This window comes from Bacillus sp. FSL W8-1143, from assembly GCF_037965155.1.
Classification (GTDB): Bacteria; Bacillota; Bacilli; order Bacillales; family Bacillaceae; genus Bacillus; species Bacillus pumilus.
The window spans coordinates 1,522,747-1,546,776 of sequence record NZ_CP150182.1; the positions used below are offsets into that span (position 1 = coordinate 1,522,747).

Annotated in this window: 23 protein-coding genes; 22 read left to right on the top strand and 1 reads right to left on the bottom strand. The window is 43.5% G+C overall.

Annotated elements, in window-relative coordinates:
- Positions 1–83: 83 nt before the first annotated feature.
- The 17 genes from NSQ36_RS07560 (at position 84) to spoVM (ending at position 17,651) form a co-directional block, all read left to right on the top strand.
- A complete protein-coding gene (locus tag NSQ36_RS07560) occupies positions 84–2,759 on the top strand; it encodes a calcium-translocating P-type ATPase, SERCA-type (protein WP_251191283.1) in 2,676 nt (891 codons plus the stop codon).
- Positions 2,760–2,842: 83 nt separating this feature from the next.
- Positions 2,843–3,718, top strand: coding sequence for a YicC/YloC family endoribonuclease (locus NSQ36_RS07565; protein WP_003211878.1), 876 nt, complete (start codon positions 2,843–2,845; stop codon positions 3,716–3,718).
- Between the two features lie 76 nt (positions 3,719–3,794).
- The gene (gene remA / locus NSQ36_RS07570) at positions 3,795–4,064 is read left to right on the top strand and encodes an extracellular matrix/biofilm regulator RemA (protein WP_008344898.1); all 270 of its coding nucleotides are present in this window, start codon (positions 3,795–3,797) and stop codon (positions 4,062–4,064) included.
- A 9-nt stretch (positions 4,065–4,073) separates the two neighbouring features.
- The gene (gene gmk, locus NSQ36_RS07575) at positions 4,074–4,688 is read left to right on the top strand and encodes a guanylate kinase (RefSeq protein WP_003212381.1); all 615 of its coding nucleotides are present in this window, start codon (positions 4,074–4,076) and stop codon (positions 4,686–4,688) included.
- A 3-nt stretch (positions 4,689–4,691) separates the two neighbouring features.
- On the top strand, positions 4,692–4,895 hold the full coding sequence (gene rpoZ, locus NSQ36_RS07580; RefSeq protein WP_003211647.1) for a DNA-directed RNA polymerase subunit omega: 204 nt from the start codon (positions 4,692–4,694) through the stop codon (positions 4,893–4,895).
- Between the two features lie 117 nt (positions 4,896–5,012).
- The gene (gene coaBC, locus NSQ36_RS07585; RefSeq protein ID WP_251191282.1) at positions 5,013–6,230 is read left to right on the top strand and encodes a bifunctional phosphopantothenoylcysteine decarboxylase/phosphopantothenate--cysteine ligase CoaBC; all 1,218 of its coding nucleotides are present in this window, start codon (positions 5,013–5,015) and stop codon (positions 6,228–6,230) included.
- Positions 6,227–8,635 carry a primosomal protein N' gene (gene priA, locus NSQ36_RS07590; RefSeq protein WP_106028965.1) on the top strand — a complete coding sequence of 803 codons (2,409 nt, stop codon included), beginning with the start codon at positions 6,227–6,229 and terminating at the stop codon, positions 8,633–8,635. Before coaBC ends, priA begins: the two co-directional genes overlap by 4 nt.
- A 15-nt stretch (positions 8,636–8,650) precedes the next feature.
- A complete protein-coding gene (gene def / locus NSQ36_RS07595) occupies positions 8,651–9,133 on the top strand; it encodes a peptide deformylase (RefSeq protein ID WP_251191281.1) in 483 nt (160 codons plus the stop codon).
- A 5-nt stretch (positions 9,134–9,138) separates the two neighbouring features.
- Positions 9,139–10,092 (top strand): methionyl-tRNA formyltransferase, encoded by a 954-nt coding sequence (gene fmt / locus NSQ36_RS07600; RefSeq protein ID WP_050945065.1) that lies wholly within the window; start codon positions 9,139–9,141, stop codon positions 10,090–10,092.
- Positions 10,079–11,422 carry a 16S rRNA (cytosine(967)-C(5))-methyltransferase RsmB gene (rsmB, locus tag NSQ36_RS07605; protein ID WP_339207138.1) on the top strand — a complete coding sequence of 448 codons (1,344 nt, stop codon included), beginning with the start codon at positions 10,079–10,081 and terminating at the stop codon, positions 11,420–11,422. The genes fmt and rsmB overlap by 14 nt, the downstream gene beginning before the upstream one ends.
- Before the next feature lie 3 nt (positions 11,423–11,425).
- Entirely contained in the window at positions 11,426–12,508 is a 1,083-nt protein-coding gene (gene rlmN, locus NSQ36_RS07610; protein ID WP_003212089.1) for a 23S rRNA (adenine(2503)-C(2))-methyltransferase RlmN, read from the top strand.
- Between the two features lie 3 nt (positions 12,509–12,511).
- Positions 12,512–13,282: a Stp1/IreP family PP2C-type Ser/Thr phosphatase gene (locus tag NSQ36_RS07615; RefSeq protein WP_251191279.1), complete on the top strand. Its 771-nt coding sequence runs from the start codon at positions 12,512–12,514 to the stop codon at positions 13,280–13,282.
- Entirely contained in the window at positions 13,276–15,231 is a 1,956-nt protein-coding gene (gene pknB / locus NSQ36_RS07620) for a Stk1 family PASTA domain-containing Ser/Thr kinase (RefSeq protein WP_003212486.1), read from the top strand. The genes NSQ36_RS07615 and pknB overlap by 7 nt, the downstream gene beginning before the upstream one ends.
- 12 nt (positions 15,232–15,243) lie before the next feature.
- Complete coding sequence (gene rsgA, locus NSQ36_RS07625; protein WP_050945062.1) at positions 15,244–16,140, top strand: ribosome small subunit-dependent GTPase A; 897 nt, start codon at positions 15,244–15,246, stop codon at positions 16,138–16,140.
- A 3-nt stretch (positions 16,141–16,143) separates the two neighbouring features.
- Positions 16,144–16,794 carry a ribulose-phosphate 3-epimerase gene (gene rpe / locus NSQ36_RS07630; RefSeq protein ID WP_339207140.1) on the top strand — a complete coding sequence of 217 codons (651 nt, stop codon included), beginning with the start codon at positions 16,144–16,146 and terminating at the stop codon, positions 16,792–16,794.
- Positions 16,795–16,854: 60 nt separating this feature from the next.
- Entirely contained in the window at positions 16,855–17,499 is a 645-nt protein-coding gene (locus NSQ36_RS07635; protein ID WP_003210934.1) for a thiamine diphosphokinase, read from the top strand.
- 71 nt (positions 17,500–17,570) lie between these two features.
- Positions 17,571–17,651, top strand: coding sequence for a stage V sporulation protein SpoVM (gene spoVM / locus NSQ36_RS07640; protein ID WP_008354550.1), 81 nt, complete (start codon positions 17,571–17,573; stop codon positions 17,649–17,651).
- A 69-nt stretch (positions 17,652–17,720) separates the two neighbouring features.
- On the opposite strand, the gene rpmB is transcribed toward spoVM, so the two are convergent.
- Positions 17,721–17,909: a 50S ribosomal protein L28 gene (gene rpmB, locus NSQ36_RS07645; protein WP_003212514.1), complete on the bottom strand. Its 189-nt coding sequence runs from the start codon at positions 17,907–17,909 to the stop codon at positions 17,721–17,723.
- 271 nt (positions 17,910–18,180) lie between these two features.
- On the opposite strand from rpmB, the gene NSQ36_RS07650 reads away from it, so the two are divergent.
- From NSQ36_RS07650 to recG, 5 genes are all read left to right on the top strand, one after another.
- A complete protein-coding gene (locus NSQ36_RS07650) occupies positions 18,181–18,543 on the top strand; it encodes an Asp23/Gls24 family envelope stress response protein (protein ID WP_003211680.1) in 363 nt (120 codons plus the stop codon).
- Between the two features lie 15 nt (positions 18,544–18,558).
- Positions 18,559–20,232 carry a DAK2 domain-containing protein gene (locus NSQ36_RS07655; protein ID WP_050945060.1) on the top strand — a complete coding sequence of 558 codons (1,674 nt, stop codon included), beginning with the start codon at positions 18,559–18,561 and terminating at the stop codon, positions 20,230–20,232.
- A 149-nt stretch (positions 20,233–20,381) separates the two neighbouring features.
- Positions 20,382–21,044 (top strand): L-serine ammonia-lyase, iron-sulfur-dependent subunit beta, encoded by a 663-nt coding sequence (gene sdaAB / locus NSQ36_RS07660; protein ID WP_003212160.1) that lies wholly within the window; start codon positions 20,382–20,384, stop codon positions 21,042–21,044.
- A gap of 20 nt (positions 21,045–21,064) precedes the next feature.
- Positions 21,065–21,967 carry an L-serine ammonia-lyase, iron-sulfur-dependent, subunit alpha gene (sdaAA, locus tag NSQ36_RS07665; RefSeq protein ID WP_034620038.1) on the top strand — a complete coding sequence of 301 codons (903 nt, stop codon included), beginning with the start codon at positions 21,065–21,067 and terminating at the stop codon, positions 21,965–21,967.
- A complete protein-coding gene (recG, locus tag NSQ36_RS07670; protein ID WP_310426817.1) occupies positions 21,945–23,993 on the top strand; it encodes an ATP-dependent DNA helicase RecG in 2,049 nt (682 codons plus the stop codon). Before sdaAA ends, recG begins: the two co-directional genes overlap by 23 nt.
- Positions 23,994–24,030 lie beyond the last annotated feature (37 nt).

The following is a 24,030-nucleotide window of genomic DNA, read 5'->3' on the forward strand; positions in this document are numbered from 1 at the left end:
GCATGATTTAGGACGAGTCTGAATAAACTGGCTTATAGAACACTGCATATGAGAGAGAACAAAAGAGGAGTGGACGAGGTCAAATGAATTGGCATGAACTGAACCAAACCGATTTATTAAAAACAATGAATACATCGATAGGTGACGGACTGTCAGAAAAAGATGTACAAAAACGGCTTGAAAAACACGGGCCAAATGAATTGCAAGAAGGGAAAAAGGCGTCAGCTCTGATCATTTTTTTAGCGCAATTTAAAGACTTTATGGTGTTAATCTTGCTTGCAGCAACGATCATTTCTGCTTTTCTAGGCGAATACATTGATGCAGTAGCCATTGTAGCGATTGTTCTGATTAATGGAGTGCTCGGCTTTTATCAAGAACGCCGGGCGGAAAAATCCCTTCAAGCACTAAAGGAATTATCAACCCCACATGTGTATGCAAGGAGAAATCATGAATGGATCAAGATCCCATCTAAACATCTCGTGCCAGGGGATATTGTGAAATTTTCAAGCGGAGACCGGATTGGGGCAGATATTAGATTACTAGAAACAAAGAGCCTGGAAATCGAGGAGTCTGCTCTCACTGGCGAATCCATCCCAGCAGTCAAACACGCAAGTCCGCTTTCTAGCAATCATGTCTCGCTTGGAGATTTGACGAACATGGCCTTTATGGGGACGCTTGTCACTAGAGGAAGCGGCGTGGGCGTTGTCATTGGTACAGGAATGAATACAGCGATGGGGCAAATTGCCGGCATGCTGGATGCTGCAGGGAATATGGAAACACCACTGCAAAGACGTCTCGAACAGCTGGGGAAAATCCTCATTGTGGCTGCTTTATTTTTAACGGTGCTCGTTGTGGTTCTTGGCGTTGTGCAAGGACATGATTTGTATCATATGTTCCTGGCGGGAGTATCACTTGCGGTTGCTGCGATTCCCGAAGGCCTGCCGGCAATTGTTACCGTCGCACTTTCCTTAGGAGTGCAGCGGATGATCAAACAAAAATCGATTGTCAGAAAGCTCCCGGCGGTGGAGACTCTTGGCTGCGCGTCGATCATTTGCTCAGATAAAACAGGAACCATGACGCAAAATAAAATGACTGTGACCCATGTATGGGCAGAGGGCAAAACGTGGAATATTTCTGGTACGGGCTATGAGCCATCTGGTGATTTCACCTTGAACGGAGAACTTGTCCATGTAGACAAACATCCAAGTCTGCAAAAGGTGTTATTATATGGGGCGCTTTGTAATACATCGACCATCGTTGAAAAAGATGGCGAAATGAGGCTTGATGGTGATCCGACAGAGGGGGCACTTCTCACCGCAGCACGTAAAGCGGGTTTTACAGAGCAATTCATCGAAGCCGGATTTCACGTGGTAGAAGAGTTTCCTTTTGATTCAGAAAGAAAGATGATGTCAGTCGTCGTCGAAACGAATCAAAAAGAGCGGTACGTCATTGCAAAAGGTGCGCCGGATGTCCTGATGAACCGTTCAAGCCATATCATGCACGGCGGACGCACAGCTTCATTTTCAACCACTCACAGGCAAGAAACAGAGGCTGCGATTCAAGGTTTAGCAAGACAGGCGCTGAGAACGATTGCCATTGCGTATAAAAAAGTTGGTCTGACAGAAACAATCACCACTGTCCAGCAGGCTGAAACTGATTTAACTTTTATCGGACTAGAGGGCATGATCGACCCGCCTCGTCCTGAAGTGAGACGAGCGATTAAAGAGTGCAGGGATGCGGGCATAAAAACAGTTATGATTACAGGGGATCACGTGGAAACAGCCAAAGCGATCGCAAAAGACTTGAGCCTTTTACCAAAGCAAGGAAAGGTGCTCGACGGAAAAGCGCTGGATCAGCTGAGTGACAAAGAGCTTGAGCAAACGGCTGAAAATGTATACGTCTTTGCACGGGTATCACCGGAGCATAAGCTGAGAATTGTGAAGGCCTATCAAAAAAATGGACATATTGTAGCGATGACAGGTGACGGGGTCAATGATGCGCCTGCAATTAAGCAAGCAGATATCGGTATCTCCATGGGCATCACTGGAACAGACGTAGCCAAGGAAGCGTCCTCTCTTATTTTACTTGATGACAACTTTGCGACCATTAAATCGGCCATTAAAGAAGGCCGAAATATTTATGAAAACATTCGTAAGTTTGTTCGCTATTTGCTCGCATCAAATGTGGGAGAAATTTTGGTTATGCTGTTTGCGATGCTTCTAGCGCTTCCGCTTCCTCTCGTTCCTATTCAAATTTTATGGGTCAACCTCGTCACAGATGGTCTCCCGGCGATGGCGCTTGGTATGGATAAGCCAGAAGGCGATGTCATGAAAAGGAAGCCGAGGAATATGAAAGAGGGGATTTTTGCTAGAGGGCTCGGCTGGAAGGTTGTATCTAGAGGGTTCCTCATTGGACTTGCGACCCTTTTAGCATTTATGTTTGTGTATCACCGTGATCCAAACAACCTGCCATATGCACAGACTGTTGCATTTAGTACGCTTGTGTTGGCGCAGCTCATTCATGTATTTGACTGCCGCAGTGAACGATCCATCTTTGAACGCAATCCATTCGGGAATCTCTACTTAATCGGTGCGGTTTTGTCATCACTTTTACTGATGTTTGTGGTCATTTATTATCCGCCGCTTCAGCCGATTTTCAAAACGGTGGCGATTGCACCAATTGATTGGCTGCTGATCATCGGTATGTCTGCACTGCCAACTTTTTTACTGGCAGGATCACTTTTGACAAGAAAAAAATAATTCGTTATGGTATAATTTTGAGGTAATAGTGTCTGCTATTACCTTTTTCATTTTATTAATATGAAAGAATTGGGTGTTTTGACATGATACGCAGTATGACGGGATTCGGCCAAGCGAGTAAAACGGATGGAGAACTGACAGTGTCAGTTGAGCTAAAATCGGTCAATCACCGTTTTAAAGAGGTTCATGCCCGTTTGCCGAGGCCGCTTTTATATTTCGAAGACACATTAAAAAAAATCATTCTTCGTCACGTGCAGCGCGGTAGAATTGAGCTGTTTGTTACGATTGAAGGCGGTAAACTAGCAAGCCGGTCCTTGCAGATCGACTGGCCGCTGCTTGATGAATACATGAAAGCCGCAAAAGATCTCGAGAAACGCTATCACATTTCAGGCATTCAGCATGCACATGACTTACTGGGGCTGGAGCATGCCGTTCAAGTAGAAGAATCCGCTAGCCGAAATGAGCAATTAGAGCAATTGCTGATGGAAGCTTGTGAAACGGCTGTCAAGGAGCTTTGCTTCATGAGAGAGCAGGAGGGAACATCACTTCAAAAAGACTGTGAGCTGAGGCTTTCTGAATTAGAGGCCTATACAGAAGAAATCAAAGTCTTTGCACCAGAGGTTGTGAGTCAGTATAAAGACAGGCTCAATCAGCGATTGCAAGAATGGATCGGAGAGGCGCTTGACGAAAGCAGATTGACAACAGAGGCTGCGATCTTTGCTGACCGCTGTGACATTACAGAAGAGATTACGAGATTGAAAAGTCACTTTCAGCAATTCCAGCAAATCTTGATGCAAGGCGGTGCTGCTGGCAGAAAACTTGATTTTCTTGTACAGGAGCTCAACCGTGAAGTGAACACCATTGGTTCAAAAGCGAACCATCATCATTTAACTAAGCTGGTGGTTGAAATGAAAAGTGCTATTGAAAAAATAAAAGAACAAGTGCAGAATATAGAATAGTCATTGTGTATGCTGTTTACAGTACGTCTCTTTCGGCGAGACTAGAGACGTTTATAATACAGGGGGACGTTAGAAGATGACCATAAAGTTGATCAATATCGGATTTGGAAACATCATTTCAGCGAATCGGATGATTTCGATCGTCAGTCCGGAATCAGCACCGATTAAACGAATGATACAAGACGCAAGAGATCGAGGCATGCTCATAGATGCTACATACGGAAGAAGAACCCGTGCTGTTGTCATTATGGACAGTGACCATGTCATCTTATCTGCCGTTCAGCCTGAGACTGTCGCGCAAAGACTTTCTGTAAAAGAAGAAATCATAGATGAAGGGCAGGGGTAATACGCCATTATGAAAGAAAGAGGACTTTTAATCGTTCTCTCTGGACCTTCGGGAGTTGGAAAAGGAACGGTCAGACAAGCCATTTTCTCCCAGGAAGATACGAAATTTGAATACTCAATTTCTGTGACAACACGTAAACCGCGTGAAGGTGAAAGAAATGGTGTCGATTATTTCTTTAAATCCAGGGAAGAATTTGAACATATGATTGAAAACAAAAAGCTGTTAGAATGGGCAGAGTATGTCGGGAATTATTACGGCACGCCTGTTGACTATGTAGAACAGACATTAAGCGAAGGAAAAGATGTTTTCCTTGAAATCGAAGTGCAAGGTGCACTTCAAGTAAGAGAAGCATTCCCAGAAGGTCTTTTTATTTTCCTTGCACCGCCTAGTCTTTCAGAACTTCAGAACCGCATCATTACACGTGGTACAGAGTCTGAGGAGCTCATTCGAAATCGAATGGCTGCTGCAAAAGAAGAGATTGAAATGATGGATGCTTACGACTATGTCGTGGAAAACGATGATGTCGAGCTTGCTTGTGAAAGAATCAAAGCGATCGTCCTTGCAGAACACCTGCGCAGAGACAGAGTCGCACCAAGATATAAAAAAATGCTGGGGGTAGAATAAACTATGTTAGATCCTTCAATTGACTCATTGATGAACAAACTTGATTCAAAATACACACTTGTGACAGTATCTGCACGCCGTGCACGTGAAATGCAGATCCACCAAGATCAGCAAATCGAAAATACGAAATCTTACAAATTTGTAGGTAAAGCACTTGAAGAAATCGATGCCGGTCTTTTGACATTTGAAAAAGAGGATCAAGAATAACACATCGCTTCTGCTATGCAGATACGATACGTTCAAAAAAGTCAAAACTATGATTGGTTTTGACTTTTTTGAATTGTAGACGAATTTGTGAAAAAGGCCGTTAAGGGGGACAAACAAATGTTACAGTCAAAAAATATTTTGCTCGGCGTCAGCGGAGGAATCGCCGTATATAAAGCAGCTGCACTTACTAGTAAACTCGTACAGGCGGGCGCAAATGTAAGAGTGATTATGACGGAATCTGCTCGTGAGTTTGTGTCTCCGCTTACCTTCCAAGCTCTGTCTCGACATGAGGTGTATGTGGATACATTTAAAGAAAACAATCCAAAAGTCATTGCGCATATTGACGTAGCTGACTGGGCCGATCTCATTCTTGTTGCCCCTGCAACAGCACATACGATTGGTAAAATGGCGGCAGGGCTTGCAGATGATATGCTCACGACGACCTTACTTGCTTCAACTGCTCCTGTATGGATCGCACCAGCTATGAATGTGCATATGTATGATCACCCGGCTGTAAAGCGGAACATTCGCACATTATATGAGGACGGCTACCAGTTTATTGAACCGAGTGAAGGTTATTTAGCCTGTGGCTATATTGGAAAAGGGCGATTAGAGGAGCCTGAAAAAATAGTTGAGCACATCCGTGCATTTTTTGAAGAGCCAAAAAACTTACCGCTTTCAGGTAAAAAAGTCGTGGTGACAGCAGGTCCTACACGAGAAGTCATCGATCCTGTGCGTTTCTTTACAAATCGATCGTCTGGAAAAATGGGCTATGCAATTGCAGAGGCTGCGCAGCAAATGGGGGCAGATGTCACGCTTATTTCAGGACCTGTATCTTTAACTGCACCTAATCATGTACATGTGGTGCACGTTGAATCGGCAGAGGACATGTATCAAGCCGCATTAGCTGTGTACGAGGAAGCGGACCTTGTCATTAAATCAGCAGCAGTCGCCGACTATACCCCTGTGACCTCATATCCTCATAAAATGAAAAAACAGGACAGCGCCTTAGAGATTGAATTCACCCGGACAAAAGATATTTTAAAAGAACTGGGGAAAAGAAAAGAGCATCAAGTGCTTGTCGGTTTTGCAGCTGAAACGCAGGATGTAGAATATTATGCGAAAAAGAAAATCGAATCCAAGCATTTAGATATGATTGTGGCCAATAATGTCACAAAAGAAGGTGCAGGCTTTGGCACAGACACAAATGTAGCAGCAATCATCAAAGCAGATGGTACAACAACAGAACTGCCGATGATGAGCAAAAAAGACCTCGCTTTTGAAATCTTAAAGGAGGCAAAACAGCTGTTGCCAAAAGAGCGTGATCGAGCATGATTGCTGAAGTTATCGTAGATGTCACAACGAAAGCCATTGACCGGCCATTCGATTACCGTGTACCAGATCGATTCAAAGATCTCGTCAAAGCGGGAATGAGGGTGGTCGTTCCCTTTGGCCCTAGGAAGATTCAAGGGTTTGTGACAAAAGTCAAAGAAGAAACAGACGTAAAAACAGGAAGCATAAAGGACATTGTCGATTTATTTGATTTATCACCTGTTCTGACAGATGAGTTATTGGAGCTTTCCCACTGGCTGACGGAAAAAACATTGTCCTATCACATTACGGCACTTCAATCGATGCTGCCTGCAGCCATGAAGGCGAAGTATGAAAAAGAAATTCAAGTGCTGTCAGATGAAGAACTTCCGCAGTCATTGAAAGAGCTTTTCGGTCAGCGAGATAGCATTCTTTACGCTGACATCCCAGCCGAACAACTAAAACAGATTCAAAAGCATGTCCAAAAAGGTCATCTAGAGGTAAGGTATCACGTCTCGCAAAAATCTGGAAAGAAAAAAGTGCGCACGCTCCAACTAGCTGCATCAAAAGATAAGCTTGAAGAAAAAAAGCAGCAGCTGAAAAAAAATGCGGTGAAACAAAAGGCTCTGCTCTCCTTTTTGCTTCAAGCGAGTGAGACGACCTTTTTAGCGAAAGACTTGCAGCAGCAAACAGGCGCGAGTTCTCAAACGCTTAAAACCTTTATTCAAGAAGGGCTGCTAACAGAAAGCTATGAAGAGGTCTACCGGGATCCTTATCGTGACCGGGCATTTACACCTTCTTCTTCACTTGACCTTATGCCAGAACAAGCAGAAGCGGCAAAACATATACATCAAGCAGTCAGTGATGACCGGCATGAAACCTTTCTGCTGCACGGGGTGACAGGAAGCGGTAAAACGGAAATATACTTGCAGACGATTGATCATGCCCTACAAAAAGGAAAAGAAGCGATCGTCCTCGTCCCAGAAATCTCGTTAACCCCTCAAATGGTTCAGCGGTTTAAAGAACGATTCGGTTCAAATGTGGCTGTACTTCATAGCGGATTATCGACAGGGGAAAAATATGATGAGTGGCGGAAAATCCACCGCAAGGAAGTCAAACTTGTCGTGGGCGCGAGATCGGCTGTTTTCGCACCATTTGAAAATCTAGGCATGATTATCATAGATGAAGAGCATGAATCTTCTTATAAACAAGAGGAAATGCCTCGTTATCATGCCAAGGACGTCGCCATTGAACGAGCCAAAAGGCATCGTTGCCCAGTTGTTTTAGGTAGTGCAACTCCTTCACTTGAAACCTACGCGCGTGCCAAAAAAGGCGTGTTTACATTGCTGACGCTCAAAAACCGAGTCAACCAGCAGCAGCTGCCGCACGTTTCGTTAATTGATATGAGAGAAGAATTGAGAAATGGCAACAGGTCCATGTTTTCAGAAGAATTAATGCTCAGATTAAAGGAAGTGCTTGAAAGAAAAGAACAAGCCGTCTTATTTCTGAATAAAAGGGGCTATTCATCCTTTGTGATGTGCCGTGATTGCGGATATGTGGAGCAATGTCCTCATTGCGAAATTTCTCTCACCTATCACCGCTATCAAAAACGGCTGAAATGCCATTATTGCGGTCACGAGGCACCGGTGCCAGTTGAATGTCCAGAATGCCATAGTGAGCATATTCGCTATTTTGGTACGGGTACACAGCGTGTAGAAGAAGAGCTGACAAAAGTACTGCCAGAGGCAAGAGTCATCCGAATGGATGTAGATACAACGTCTCGTAAAGGTGCTCATGAAAAGCTCCTCACATCTTTTGGCAATAAAGAAGCAGATATTTTGCTCGGGACGCAGATGATTGCAAAAGGGCTAGATTTCCCAGATGTCACACTTGTTGGTGTTCTAAGTGCGGATACGTCTCTTCATATCCCTGATTTCCGTTCAAGTGAAAAAACATTTCAGCTTCTCACGCAGGTCAGCGGCAGGGCAGGACGACATGAAAAAGCGGGCTCTGTGATCATTCAATCGTATACGCCTTCTCACTATAGTATTGAATTAACGCAGCAGCATGACTACGAAGCCTTTTATGAACAGGAGATGCTGCATCGCCGCCACCAGTCCTATCCGCCGTATTACTTTTTGGCGATGGTGACAGTATCACATGAGGAAGTGACGAAGGCAGCGCATGTCACGGATCAAATTGTTCAGTTCCTAAAAATGAACTGTGCACCGAATACAAGAATTCTTGGTCCGGCTGCATCACCAATCGCTAAGATCAAAGATAGATATCGATATCAATGCGTGATAAAATACAAAAGGGAAAATGAACTGGCAAGTTTACTACGGAAAATACAAGATCATTATCAAAAGGAAATGGAACAAAAACAATTGATGATTTCAATAGATATGAATCCATATATGATGATGTAAAACGGAGGGCTTTAAGTGGCAGTCAAACCAATAGTCATGCATCCGGCAGAAGTACTCGAACAAAAGGCAGAGCCTGTCGATACGTTCGATAAAAAGCTCAAAAAACTGCTTGATGATATGTATGATACAATGCTTGAGCTAGATGGAGTCGGACTAGCAGCACCACAAATCGGCATTTCACAAAGAATTGCTGTTGTCGATATCGGAGAAGAAACGGGCAGAATTGATTTAGTAAATCCCGAGGTTCTTGAAGTGAAAGGAAGTCAAACAGATATTGAAGGCTGCCTGAGCTTTCCATCTTTATACGGCACAGTAGAAAGACCGAGCTATTTGAAGGTAAAAGCCTTTGATAAGAAAGGCAAACCATTTACAATAGAAGCAGAAGGATTTTTAGCAAGAGCCTTATTGCACGAAATTGATCATTTAGACGGCATTTTATTTACGTCGAAAATCATTCAAACCTATACAGAAAAAGAACTTGCGGAAATGGAAGGGTGAAGAAAATGGCACGTATTGTATTTATGGGAACCCCTGATTTCTCAGTACCTGTGCTGCAGACACTTATAACAGAAGGATACGAAGTTGTCGGGGTCGTCACGCAGCCAGATCGCCCGAAAGGCAGAAAACGAGTACTCACGCCGCCTCCTGTGAAAGTAGAAGCCTTAAAGCACGGCATTCCGGTCTTGCAGCCTGAAAAGGTACGCCTTGATGAAGAAATTGATAAAGTGCTTGCCTTAAAGCCAGATTTAATTGTCACGGCGGCATTTGGACAAATTCTACCAAAACGATTACTAGATGAACCTCAGTTTGGCTGTATCAATGTACATGCCTCGCTGCTGCCAGAACTAAGAGGGGGCGCGCCGATCCATTATGCGATCCTTCAAGGCAAAAAGAAAACAGGCGTCACGATCATGTACATGGTGGAACGGCTCGATGCAGGGGACATGATCAGTAAAGTAGAAGTGGAAATCGACGAATTAGACAATGTCGGTACATTACATGATAAATTAAGTGTAGCAGGCGCCGCACTATTGAAAGATACTGTGCCGAATGTTCTAAGCGGATCTATTTCTCCAATTCCGCAAAATGAAGAAGCGGCAACGTATGCACCTAATATAAAGCGAGAGCAGGAAAGGTTAGACTGGACAAAGACCGGAGAAGAGCTTTACAACCAAGTTCGCGGCTTAAATCCGTGGCCAGTTGCCTATACTGAATGGAACGGGGCTCATCTAAAAGTATGGGAAGCGAAAAAAGTTCCACTCGAAGCGCAAGAAGAACCTGGGAAAGTGATTGAGCTTCAAAAAGAAGGTCCAGTCATTGGAACTGGGAATAAACAAGGCCTTTTATTAACAGGTGTGCAGCCAGCTGGTAAGAAAAAAATGAGCGGCGAAGACTTCCTAAGAGGCGCAAATATCGAAATGGGACAGAAATTAGGGTTAATGAATGAAGAAAAGTAATGTGAGAGAAGTAGCGCTGGACGCTTTAATCAAACTCGAACAAAACCAAGCTTATAGTAATTTGCTTTTGCAGTCAGTTATGAAAGACAAAGACTTGGCAGATCAGGACAAACCGCTCTTAACAGAGCTTGTGTACGGTACACTGCAAAACAAGCTGGCATTAGATTATATGCTGGCACCATTTGTGAAAAAACCGCAAAAGGTGGCTCCGTGGGTCATGCAGCTTTTGCGGATGTCCCTTTATCAAATGATCTACCTTGAAAAGATTCCAGATCGTGCAGCCATCCATGAAGCGGTTGAGCTAACGAAAAAGAGAGGGCACAAGGGCATTTCTTCACTTGTGAACGGCGTTCTTCGATCCGTGCAAAGAGAAGGCGTTCCGGCTTTTGATGACATCAAAGATCCAGTCAAGCGGCTTTCGATTGAGACAAGCCACCCATTATGGCTCGTGCAGGAATGGGTTCAGTCGTACGGATTTGAAGCGGCAGAAAGCATGTGCCGCATTCATTTAGTACCGCCAAAGCAAACCCTTCGTGTCAATCGAATGAAAACGGACCGCGCAGCACTGCAGCAAGAACTGCTGGATGCCGGAATTGAAACGGAGCTTGGCGATTTATCAGAAGATGCACTTAAGCTGATGAAAGGGTCCATCGTTTCAACCCCTTCTTTTCAAGAAGGCTATGTGACCATTCAAGATGAAAGCTCAATGCTTGTCGCAAGAGCACTAGACCCTCAGCCGGGAGAAGCTGTGCTTGACGCCTGTGCGGCTCCAGGCGGAAAATCAACACATATCGCAGAGCGTATGAACGACGAAGGACAAATTGTTTCACTTGATTTGCACGAACACAAAGTGAAACTCATCAAACAAGCAGCAAAACGTCTGAACCTTACTCAGATCGAGGCAAAAGCGCTTGATGCAAGGAAAGCAAAAGACGATTACAGCGAAGCTTCATTTGACAGGATTCTGATTGATGCGCCGTGTTCTGGTTTTGGCGTCATTAGACGAAAACCAGATATGAAATATACAAAGTCTCCAGAAGACTCAGCAAGGCTTGCTTCAATTCAGCAGGCAATCTTAAAAGAAACAGCTCCGCTTTTAAAGCCTGGCGGAACCCTTGTATATAGTACATGTACAATGGACCCCACAGAAAATCAACAAGTGATTCATGCGTTTTTACAAGAACACCAAGACTTCGAACCCGATTTATCTCTTAATGAACGGCTGCCTGAGCAGGTTGCTCCGTTTGTTCAAAACGGAAGTGTGCAAATTCTTCCTCATTATTTCGGAACAGATGGTTTCTTTATTTGCAGCATGAGAAAGAAGGGATAAAAAATGACAGAACAAAAAGTAAGAAAAGAACTGAAAACAGATATGCCGTCGATCTATTCATTTGAGCTTCACGAAATGAAAGAATGGTTAAAAGAACAAGACGAAAAGCCTTTCCGCGCAGCTCAAATTTTTGAGTGGCTTTATGAGAAACGTGTGACATCCTTTGATGAAATGTCTAACCTCTCCAAAGATTTAAGAGAAAAATTAAAAGATCAATTTACAATCACAACATTAAAAACCGTGATCAAACAAACGTCTCAAGACGGAACGATCAAGTTTTTATTTGAACTGCATGATGGTTATACAATTGAAACAGTTCTTATGCGTCATGAATATGGAAACTCTGTCTGTGTGACAACGCAGGTTGGCTGTAGAATTGGCTGTACATTCTGTGCATCTACACTCGGCGGTTTAAAACGAAACCTTGAAGCCGGAGAAATCGTTGCACAAGTATTAAAAGTACAGCAGGCACTTGACGAAACAGACGAGAGAGTCAGCTCTGTTGTCATCATGGGAATTGGCGAACCGTTTGATAACTTTGAAGAAATGCTTGCTTTCCTTAAAATCATCAACCATGATCATGGCTTAAATATTGGTGCACGCCATATTACGGTTTCGACAAGCGGAATCATTCCAAAGATCTATCAATTCGCTGATGAGCAAATGCAAATCAACTTTGCTGTGTCATTGCACGCACCGAACACAGAGATCAGAAGCCGCCTAATGCCGATCAATAAGGCATATAAGCTGCCAAAATTAATGGAAGCCATCGAATACTACATTCAAAAGACGGGTAGACGTGTCAGCTTTGAATACGGCCTGTTTGGCGGAGTAAATGATCAAGTTCACCATGCAGAAGAACTTGCAGACCTATTAAAAGGAATCAAGTGCCACGTGAATCTCATTCCGGTGAACTATGTACCAGAGAGAGATTATGTGAGAACACCTAGAGAACAAATCTTCCTATTTGAAAAAACGCTAAAAGAACGAGGCGTAAACGTAACGATTAGACGAGAGCAAGGCCATGACATTGATGCTGCTTGCGGTCAGCTAAGAGCGAAGGAGCGTCAGGAAGAGACGAGGTGACGAATGTTGATAAGGGCAGCCTTTCTTACCGATACAGGAAAAGTCCGTCAGCATAATGAAGATGATGCAGGTATTTTTGAAGCAAAAGAAGATTCACTTCTCGCTGTTGTAGCAGACGGCATGGGAGGTCATCTTGCTGGTGATGTCGCCAGCAAGATGGCAGTCTCTTCTTTAAAAGAATACTGGGAAGAAACATCTTCAATTCCAGAAAAGCCAGCCGATCAAGAAAGCTGGTTAATCTCAAAAATCAGTGACATTAATGACCAAGTTTATGAACATGCGCAAAACAATGAGGAGTGCCAAGGAATGGGGACGACTATTGTATGCGCGCTCGTTCATTTGCAAACGGTCACAATTGCGCATATTGGAGACAGCCGCTGCTACCTGCTAAGAGAAGGAGCGCTGACCCAATTAACAGATGATCATTCACTCGTAAATGAGCTTGTGAAAACAGGTGAAATTTCAAAAGCGGATGCAGAATATCATCCAAGAAAAAATGTGCTCACGAAAGCATTAGGAACAGATAAACGTGTTCAAATTGATGCACGCACTTTTGAAGTGGACCCAGGAGATCAAATCCTGCTTTGCTCAGATGGTCTATCGAATAAAGTAGAAGAAGAGAATTTGACTCATATATTAACGCAAACGACCGCACCAGAGGAAAAAGTAACAGAGTTAATACAAACAGCGAATGACAACGGCGGTGAAGATAACATTACAGCAGTACTGTTAGAAATCTCCTCCCAGCCAGAGGAGGGTGACAGCGAGTGTTGATCGGAAAAAGGATCAGCGGCCGTTATCAGATTCTTCGCGTCATAGGCGGAGGCGGAATGGCCAACGTCTATTTGGCGGAGGATATGATTTTAGATCGCGAAGTAGCGATTAAAATTTTGCGGTTTGACTTTGCGAGCGATGATGATTTTATTAGACGTTTTCGGAGGGAAGCGCAGTCAGCTGCAAGCTTAGATCATTCGAATATTGTCAGCATCTACGATGTTGGGGAAGAAGATGACATTTATTATATTGTCATGGAATATGTCGAAGGGATGACGCTGAAAGAATACATACACGCCAATGGCCCGCTTCATCCGAAAGAAGCCGTTCGCATCATGGAGCAAGTCGTTGCGGCGATGGAAGAAGCCCATGCGAAACAGCTCGTCCACCGAGACATTAAGCCTCACAATATATTAATAGACAATATGGGGAACATCAAAGTCACTGATTTTGGGATTGCCATGGCACTCAGCTCAGCGACCATTACCCATACAAATTCTGTCCTAGGCTCCGTGCACTACTTGTCTCCAGAACAAGCACGCGGGGGTCTTGCAACGAAAAAATCAGACATCTATTCACTTGGGATTGTGCTCTATGAACTCATCTCAGGACGCATGCCATTTGAAGGAGAATCGGCTGTCAGTGTTGCGCTGAAGCATTTGCAATCAGAGCCGCCATCTGTGAGAAGATGGAATCCTTCTGTTCCACAAAGCGTGGAAAACATCATTTTAAAGGCGATGGCCAAAGATCCATTTTATCGATATGAAGATGCATCTGAAATGCAAAAAGACTTAAAAACCGCTTTCGATCCAGCCAGATTAAAAGAAAAACGCTTTGTTATTGAAGAAGACCATGAAGCAACGAAAGCGATCCCAATCATTCAAGATCATCAAATCGATCAAGACAATGAAAAAACAGCCGTCCATCCGGCTCAAAAACCGAAGAAAAAAGAGAAACAAAAGCCGAAAAAGAAACGAAAAAAATGGCCATGGATTGTGGCATCCATCTTATTTATATTGACTGCTGCGTCAATTTTAGCCATCACTGTGTTTCCAGGGCTGCTTTTTCCAAAAGATGTGGAAGTCACAGATGTATCTGGCATGACGGTTGAAAAAGCAGAAGATACCTTAAAGAAAGCTGGGTTTACCGTCGCTTCGGAGTCAATAGAGATCGCTGATGAGAAAATTGAAAAAGGTCTCGTCGTCAAAACAGACCCGAAAATCGGCACAAAGGTCAAAGAAGGAACAGAGATTCAGCTTTACGAAAGTACTGGCAAGGAAAAGACCGAATTACCTGATGTTACAGGCGAAAAGGTCGATAAAGCAAAAGAAATATTAGAGAAAAAAGGATTTAAACAGGTCGTTGTGGAGGAAGTGAATGATAATGACACCGAGTCTGGGATTGTCATGGAACAGAGTCCTTCCGCGAATACTGAGCTTGTAGCAGCAGATGAAGAAGTCACGTTGACTGTCAGCATAGGTCCTGCCGATATTACATTACGTGATTTAACGACGTATAGTAAGCAAGCGGCATCGAATTATTTAGAGGATAACGGCTTAAAGCTCGATGAAAAAGAAGCGCATTCTGACGATGTGCCAAAAGGCGAGGTCATGAAGCAGGAACCAGGAGCAGGAACGGCTGTTAAACCAGGTGATACGGTCAAGATTACATTCTCTCTTGGACCGAAGGAAAAACCAGCTAAAACGGTAACTGAAAAGATTGAGATCCCTTATGAACCAGAAGCGGAAGGGCAGGAGATGAATGTCCAAATTTCCATTGATGATGCGGAGCATAGCATCTCTGATTCATACGAAAGCTTTAAAATCACTGCGCCGACTGAACGGACCATTAAATTTAAGATTGAACCAGGTCAAAAAGGATATTATCAAGTGACGGTTGATGATAAAGTCGTCAGCTCGAAAACGATCGAATACCCTGATGATGAATAAAGGAGGGACTTTATGCCTGAGGGCAAAATTATTAAAGCATTAAGCGGATTCTACTATGTGCTGGATGAGTCGCAAGAGAGTGGAAAAGTAGTTCAGTGCAGAGCGAGAGGCATCTTTCGAAAAAACAAAATTACACCTCTTGTTGGCGATTACGTCGTGTATCAAGCAGACAATGATAAAGAAGGCTACTTATTAGAAGTAAAAGAACGGACAAACGAACTTGTTCGTCCGCCTATTAGTAACGTTGATCAAGCGGTACTTGTTTTCTCAGCGGCAGAACCAGCCTTTAGCACCTCACTTTTAGACAGATTTTTAGTGCTTGTAGAAGCCAATCATATTGAGCCGATTATCTGTATCACTAAAATTGACTTATTGAAAACAGACGAAGAGCGTGAAACCATCAAGGCATATGCAGACGACTATCGGCAAATTGGTTATGAGGTTCATTTAACCTCTACGATTGAAGGAGATGGCATTGAGAAGCTGACCCCGCATTTTCACAATAAAATCACGGTATTTGCCGGTCAGTCTGGTGTAGGCAAGTCCTCCCTTTTAAATGCGATGAGTCCTGAATTGGCGCTGAAAACAGATGATATCTCATCCCATCTCGGGCGAGGAAAGCATACGACAAGACATGTCGAACTCATTCGAACAGCAGACGGGCTCATTGCAGATACTCCGGGCTTTAGCTCGCTCGAATTTACTGGCATCGAAGCAGAAGATCTAGGTCTATACTTTTTAGATATTAGAGACCGGAGTGCAGATTGCAAATTTCGAGGCTGCCTGCATGTGAAAGAGCCTGGCTGTGCGATAAAAGATGCGGTCGAGCATGATCAAATCAAAGAATATCGCTATCAGCATTATTTAGAGTTTTTAACTGAAATCAAAGACAGAAAGCCGAGGTACTAAATCATGGTTTATATTGCCCCTTCCATTTTATCAGCAGATTTTGCCAATTTGGAGAAAGATATCCGTGATGTGGAACAAGGCGGTGCAGACTACATTCACATCGATGTCATGGACGGTCATTTTGTTCCGAATATGACATTTGGGCCAAATGTCGTTGAAGCGATCAGACCACATACGCGTCTTCCGCTTGATGTTCACTTAATGATTGAGCAGCCAGATAGGTATATTCCTGCATTCGCAAAAGCAGGCGCTGATATTATCTCTGTTCATGTGGAAGCTTGTCCGCACTTACACCGAACAATACAACATATGAAAGAACAAGGTGTAAAAGCAGGGGTCGTCTTGAATCCGCACACACCTGTTTCTCACATTGAGCATGTATTAGAAGATGTGGACCTTGTGTTATTCATGACAGTGAACCCTGGTTTTGGGGGACAGGCATTTATTCCATCTGTCCTCACGAAGGTAAAAGAAGTAAAGGCACTGAGTGAACAAAAGGGCTTAACCGATTTACTAATAGAAATAGACGGCGGTGTCAATATAGAGACTGCAAAGAGTTGCAAAGAAGCAGGCGCTAATTTACTAGTAGCGGGCTCTGCGGTATATGGTAAAGAAAACCGCGCAGCAGCGATCCAGGCAATTCGAGAAGCGTAAAGGAAGGAACCAAAGTCATTGTGATCTTTGGTTCTTTTTACATGGAGAGGAGCGTGTATCATGCACATACATATCGTAGCCGGCGGTCCTTTTGAATACATCCCGCCACTTGAACGTGAAGCATCACAGGAGGATGTTCTCTGGATTGGCGTAGACCGTGGAACCCTCTTCTTACTAGAGCACGGTATTACCCCTGCCAAAGCCTTTGGTGATTTTGACAGTGTGACAGAAAAAGAGCTTCGGGAGCTGAAAGAGAAATTGCCTGCTCTGAATGTATTTCAAGCTGAAAAGGATGAAACCGATTTAGAGCTTGCACTGAACTGGGCACTAAGTCAGCACCCAGCACATATTTACATCTATGGTATTACAGGAGGAAGGGCGGATCATTTTCTAGGAAATATCCATCTTCTTTACAAAGGGATTCAGCACAAGCAGAATATCACCCTTGTAGACAAACAAAATATCATTCAAATGTTTGAACCTGGTACATACGAAATAAAAGAAGATCAGGATAAAAAATATGTATCGTTTTTACCCTTTGGAACACCGGTTGAAAAGCTGACGTTAAAAGGTTTCAAATATCCTCTGAAAAATTGTCATATTGAGCCTGGTTCCACACTATGTATTAGTAACGAACTCATCCACTCAAATGGTACTTTTTCTTTTCATGAAGGCATATTAATAATGGTAAGAAGCAAAGATTGACCAACCTATCAATGTGGATGGCTGATTAAGCTCAATTGTGCTGCAAGCGGTACTTTTAGGAGGGGGACAAAATGAAATTTTATACAATCAAACTGCCTAGATTTCTTGGCGGCATTGTCCGTGCGATGCTTGGTTCATTTAAGAAAGATTAATGAGTAATCTCCTTTATTTCCACATAAAAACGCCTGCTACAAGTTATTGTAGCAGGCGTTTACTCTTGCTTATACACGCTCAACTTTACCAGATTTCAAAGCTCGAGCTGATACATATACTCTTTTAGGCTTACCGTCCACTAGAATACGAACTTTTTGAAGGTTCGCGCCCCATGTACGTTTTGTAGAGTTCATTGCGTGAGAACGATTGTTCCCAGCTTTTGTTTTTCTGCCTGTAATAACGCATTTACGTGCCATTTGTTTCCCTCCTAACTGCGAAAACATCATCATATTCTTCATATACGTACTTAGAGATGCCTCAAGATACTTTAATAATTTACCACAGCTTCAAGGGGTTTGCAAGGATTGTTTACTCCTCTTTCAAGAAAAATACCTTGACATCTTGATAAAAAATCAAGGCTATAGTATAAGTAGGATTGGGTCGGATTGAATGATTTCTTTTAAAAAGAAGGGTCTTATAGTAAAATAGTGATAACTCAGGGCAATTTCTCAAAAAGGGGGAACCAATGTGTCCATTGAACTTAGAACGAAATACGGACAAATTGATATATCAAATGAAGTCATTGCAATGGTGGCAGGAGGCGCTGCGATCGATTGCTATGGTATTGTTGGGATGGCGTCCAAAAATCAAATCAAGGACGGCTTGACGGATATTCTCCGTAAAGAGAACTTCAGCCGGGGTGTTCTTGTGCGTCAAAAAGAAGACCGCATTCATATTGATATGTACATCATCGTCAGCTACGGTACAAAAATATCAGAAGTCGCACATAATGTTCAAACGAAAGTCAAATATACGATTTCTCACACAGTTGGACTTTCTGTTGATTCGGTCAACATTTATGTACAAGGAGTAAGAGTTACGAACCCGTAGTAAGGAGGAAATATATTGTCTATTAGAAATCTTGATGGCCGCTCATTTGCAAAAATGATTCTTGCAGGTGCTCACCATCTTTCTCAAAACGCACAAATTGTGGATGCGTTAAATGTTTTTCCAGTGCCAGATGGAGACACGGGGACAAATATGAATTTGTCAATGACTTCAGGGGCAAAAGCAGTTGAAGAAACAAATACCGATCATATTGGGAAGGTCGGCGTGGCCTTGTCAAAAGGGCTATTGATGGGCGCAAGAGGAAACTCAGGCGTCATCCTATCACAGCTCTTTAGAGGTTTCAGTAAAAATATAGAACAAAAAGAGACGATTGACGCCAAAGAATTTGCCCTTGCCTTACAGGCAGGTGTCGATACAGCATATAAAGCCGTGATGAAGCCGATTGAAGGGACCATCTTAACGGTCGCAAAGGATGCAGCAAAGAAAGCGGTTGCTGTTTCAGTAACAGAAAAAGACATTGATCGCGTTCTTGAGTTAACGATTGAGGAAGCGAGAGCATCACTTGATCGAACGCCAGATCTGCTTCCTGTTTTAAAAGAAGTAGGCGTTGTCGATAGTGGAGGTAAGGGACTTCTCTGCGTATATGAAGGTTTCCTTGCTTCATTAAGAGGAGAGGACCTCCATCTGAAAGCGGCCTCTTTGCCAACGTTAAAAGAACTTGTCAGTGCAGAGCATCATAAAAGTGCACAAAGCCATATGAACACTGAAGATATTGAATTTGGTTATTGTACTGAATTTATGGTGAAATTTGAAGAAGAGAAACAGTCCTTTGATGAGAATGCCTTCAGAGAAGACTTAAGCGAATTCGGAGATTCACTTCTTGTGGTATCTGATGAAACGCTGGCGAAAGTTCATATTCATGCAGAGCAGCCTGGAGATGTCTTATCCTATGCACAGCGCTACGGCAGCCTGATCAATATGAAAATTGAAAACATGAGAGAGCAGCATAGCTCGATTGTGAACGAAGAAAAAGAACATGCGCCCGCTGCACCAAAGGCACCTGCTGCTGAAAAACAGCGCTTTGGAGTCGTCAGTGTCGCAATGGGAGAAGGAATTGCTGACTTGTTTAAAAGTATCGGAGCTTCCGTCGTCATTGAAGGCGGACAGACGATGAACCCAAGTACAGAAGACATTGTCACAGCAATTGAAAGCGTACATGCCGAAACCGTCTTTATCTTACCTAATAATTCTAATATTGTCATGGCAGCGAAACAGGCGGCAACTGTCTCAAGTCGTGAGGTTGTTGTCATTCCAACGAAGACCGTTCCTCAAGGAATGTCGGCACTTCTTTCTCTCAATGAAGCAGCTTCAAATGAAGACAACGAAGCGGCGATGCTAGAAGCGATTGACCACGTGAAAAGCGGCCAAATTACCTTTGCGGTGAGAGATACCCAAATTGATGGAATCGACATTGCCAAAGGAGATTATATGGGTCTCTTTAACGGAAAAATCACCTTAACTGCGAAAAATCAATTAGATGCAGCAAAAGAACTTTTGACCAAAATGGTGACAGAAGATGATGAGATTGTTACGATCATTAAAGGGGAAGATGCATCATCTGAAGAGATGGATGAGTTAGAAGCCTTTATTGAAGAAACATTTGAAGATATAGAAGTTGAAGTCCACGATGGAAAACAGCCGCTTTATTCATATATTTTGGCTGTCGAATAACGAAAGAAGGGCAAATAAAGCCCTTCTTCTTCTTTTGCAATTTTTTACTAACGATTCAACGGTGAAATGAGTTGCGGGAAACGATTGAATCCATTAGTCTAAAGAAAGAACCAAACCAATATGTGAGTGGTTATGAGAGGGGAAGACCTATGAAATTTAGAAGTGTGTTTGATATTATTGGACCCGTCATGATTGGTCCATCAAGTTCGCACACAGCGGGTGCGGCTCGAATAGGAAGAGTGGCTCGCAGCTTATTTGGAAGAGAACCGAAGCGAATTGTCGTTTCATTTTATGGCTCTTTTAAAGATACGTATAAAGGACATGGTACAGATGTCGCCATGATCGGCGGCGTTCTTGACTTTGATACATTTGATGAACGCATCAAAACAGCGATCGATATTGCAAAAAGCAAAGGGATCGACATTGAATTTAAAGAAGAAGATGCGGTACCAGCGCATCCGAATACAGCAAAAGTAGAGATATCAGATGCGAACGGAAGCCTTGAATTAATCGGGATTTCCATCGGCGGTGGTAAAATCGAAATTACTGAACTGAATGGCTTTGAGCTCAGACTTTCAGGAAATCATCCTGCCATTCTTGTGGTTCATAACGATCGCTACGGCACGATTGCGGCAGTCGCCAACGTGTTAGCGAAATTCGCCATCAACATCGGTCATATGGAAGTGGCGCGTAAAGATGTCGGGCAAGAGGCTCTGATGACCATCGAAGTGGATCAAAATATTGACCCAGCTGCCTTATCAGAGCTTGAAACACTGCCAAACATTATTCAAGTCACACAAATTGCAGAGTAACAACAAGGAGGTTATGAATGATGTTTAAAAACGTCAAAGAACTCGTGCAGCTAACAGAAGAACGGAATACCTCCATTTCAGAAATCATGATTACGCAAGAAATGGAAGTAACAGGGAAATCACGTGAAGATATTTTCTCCCAGATGTACCGCAACTTAGAAGTGATGGAACAAGCCGTAGAAAACGGGCTAAAAGGTGTGAAATCATTATCCGGTTTAACAGGCGGAGATGCGGTCAAACTTCAAGCGTATATCGCATCAGGCAAAACATTGTCTGGTCATACGATATTAGATGCTGTTAGTAAGGCAGTGGCAACAAATGAAGTCAATGCCGCAATGGGGACGATCTGTGCAACGCCTACAGCAGGCTCAGCAGGTGTTGTGCCAGGTACATTATTTGCAGTAAAACAAACATTAAAGCCAACAAAGGAACAAATGGTCAGATTCCTATTCACTTCTGGCGCATTTGGTTTTGTTGTGGCCAATAATGCGAGCATCTCTGGTGCAGCAGGCGGCTGTCAGGCTGAGGTAGGCTCAGCATCAGGGATGGCGGCAGCAGCCATTGTCGAAATGGCAGGCGGTACACCTCAGCAATCTGCTGAAGCAATGGCGATTACACTGAAAAATATGCTTGGACTTGTTTGTGACCCAGTAGCTGGACTTGTTGAGGTACCGTGCGTAAAACGAAACGCCATGGGTGCATCAAATGCGATGATTGCAGCAGATATGGCACTTGCCGGCATCACAAGCCGTATCCCATGTGATGAAGTCATTGATGCGATGTATAAAATCGGTCAAACCATGCCAACGGCACTTCGCGAAACAGCACAAGGCGGACTTGCTGCGACACCGACAGCAAGAGAGCTTGAAAAGAAGATTTTCGGAGGTGTGACCCCATCTCGTGATACAGAAACTGCAAGATAATGTCTCAGTCCTTAAGGGGATTGGAGAAGAAACCGAAAAAACACTCAATGAACTTGGAATTCACACAGTAGCCGATTTACTTGGCTACTTTCCTTATCGATATGACGACTATGAGCTTCGTAACTTAGAAGAAGTAAAGCATGACGAACGTGTCACAGTTGAAGGAAAAGTGCACAGTGAGCCCGTCCTCACCTATTATGGAAAAAAACGAAGCAGGCTGACATTCAGGCTGCTTGTCGGGCGTTTTCTCATCACAGCAATTTGCTTCAATCGTCCTTATTTAAAACGAAGCCTTGTGTTAGGTGATACGGTATCCGTCACTGGCAAATGGGATAAAAACCGTCAATCGATCATGGTGCAGGAATTTAAAAAAGGGACGCACGAGCAAGATGGCAGTATAGAGCCTGTTTATTCAGTAAAAGAAAATGTAACCGTGAAAATGATGAGGCGTTTTGTCAAACAAGCCTTGTCACTTTATGTAGATAAAGCTGAAGATCCACTGCCAAAGCAGCTTGTCTCTACCTATAAACTCATGTCCTATCAGGAAGCATTAAAAACCATTCACCTGCCAGAAACAAGAGACTCGCTCAAGCAAGCAAGACGCCGCTTTGTGTACGAGGAATTTCTTATTTTCCAGCTGAAGATGCAGGCCATCAGAAAGAAAGAACGAGAAAAAACATCGGGCATCCAGCATCCGTTTTCTAAAGACGCTGTTTTTGAGTTTGTTCACAGTCTGCCATTTCCGCTGACAAAGGCACAATCAAGAGTGCTTGATGAAATTATGACTGATATGGCGTCCCCGTACCGGATGAACCGTCTGCTGCAAGGGGATGTAGGTTCAGGGAAAACTGCTGTTGCAGCTATTGCACTATATGCCGCTCATTTATCCGGCTATCAAGGTGCATTAATGGTTCCAACAGAGATTTTGGCAGAGCAGCATGCAGATTCCCTTTATCAGCTGTTTGAAAAATGGGGACTAAATATCGCTCTACTAACAAGCTCTGTGAAAGGAAAGCGCCGCAGAGAATTGCTAGAACGTCTAAAAGAGGGCGAGATTGATATATTAGTCGGAACGCATGCGCTCATCCAAGACGAAGTCGAATTTCAGCAGCTCGGTCTTGTGATCACAGATGAGCAGCACCGGTTTGGCGTCGAACAAAGGAAAAAACTAAGAAGTAAAGGGCAGGACCCAGATGTCTTATTCATGACTGCCACACCTATTCCGCGCACACTTGCGATCACTGTTTTTGGAGAAATGGACGTTTCCGTCATTGATGAATTACCAGCCGGCAGAAAACAGATCGAAACGTATTGGGTCAAGCATGACATGCTTGAGAGGATTCTTGCATTTGTAGATAAAGAGCTAAAAAAAGGAAGACAGGCATATATTATTTGTCCACTCATAGAAGAATCGGACAAGCTGGATGTCCAAAATGCGATTGATGTCCACAGCATGCTGACAGAGGCATACCGCGGTAAGTGGTCGATCGGCTTAATGCACGGGAAACTGGCGAGTGATGAAAAAGATCAGGTGATGAGAGACTTTACAGCAAATGAAGTACAAATTCTCGTTTCAACCACAGTCGTTGAAGTGGGTGTCAACGTGCCGAATGCGACCATCATGGTCATTTACGATGCAGACCGCTTCGGACTGTCTCAGCTTCATCAGCTCAGAGGCCGGGTTGGACGCGGAGAGCATCAATCATTTTGTGTTTTAATGGCGGATCCAAAATCGGAAACCGGGAAAGAGCGGATGAGGATCATGTCCGAAACAACCGACGGCTTTGAGCTGTCTGAAAAGGACTTAGAGCTAAGAGGACCCGGTGATTTCTTCGGTAAAAAACAAAGCGGAATGCCTGAATTTAAAGTAGCCGATATGGTTCATGACTACAGAGCACTGGAAACCGCTAGAAAAGATGCGGCAGAACTTGTGCAGTCAGATGCATTTTGGACAGATTCCGAATACAAAGAACTTCGGCAAACACTTGTAGACAGCGGGGTGCTGGGCGGAGATAAATTAAGCTGATCAAGCGCTGGAGGAATTTTCTTGTCTTTTTGAAACA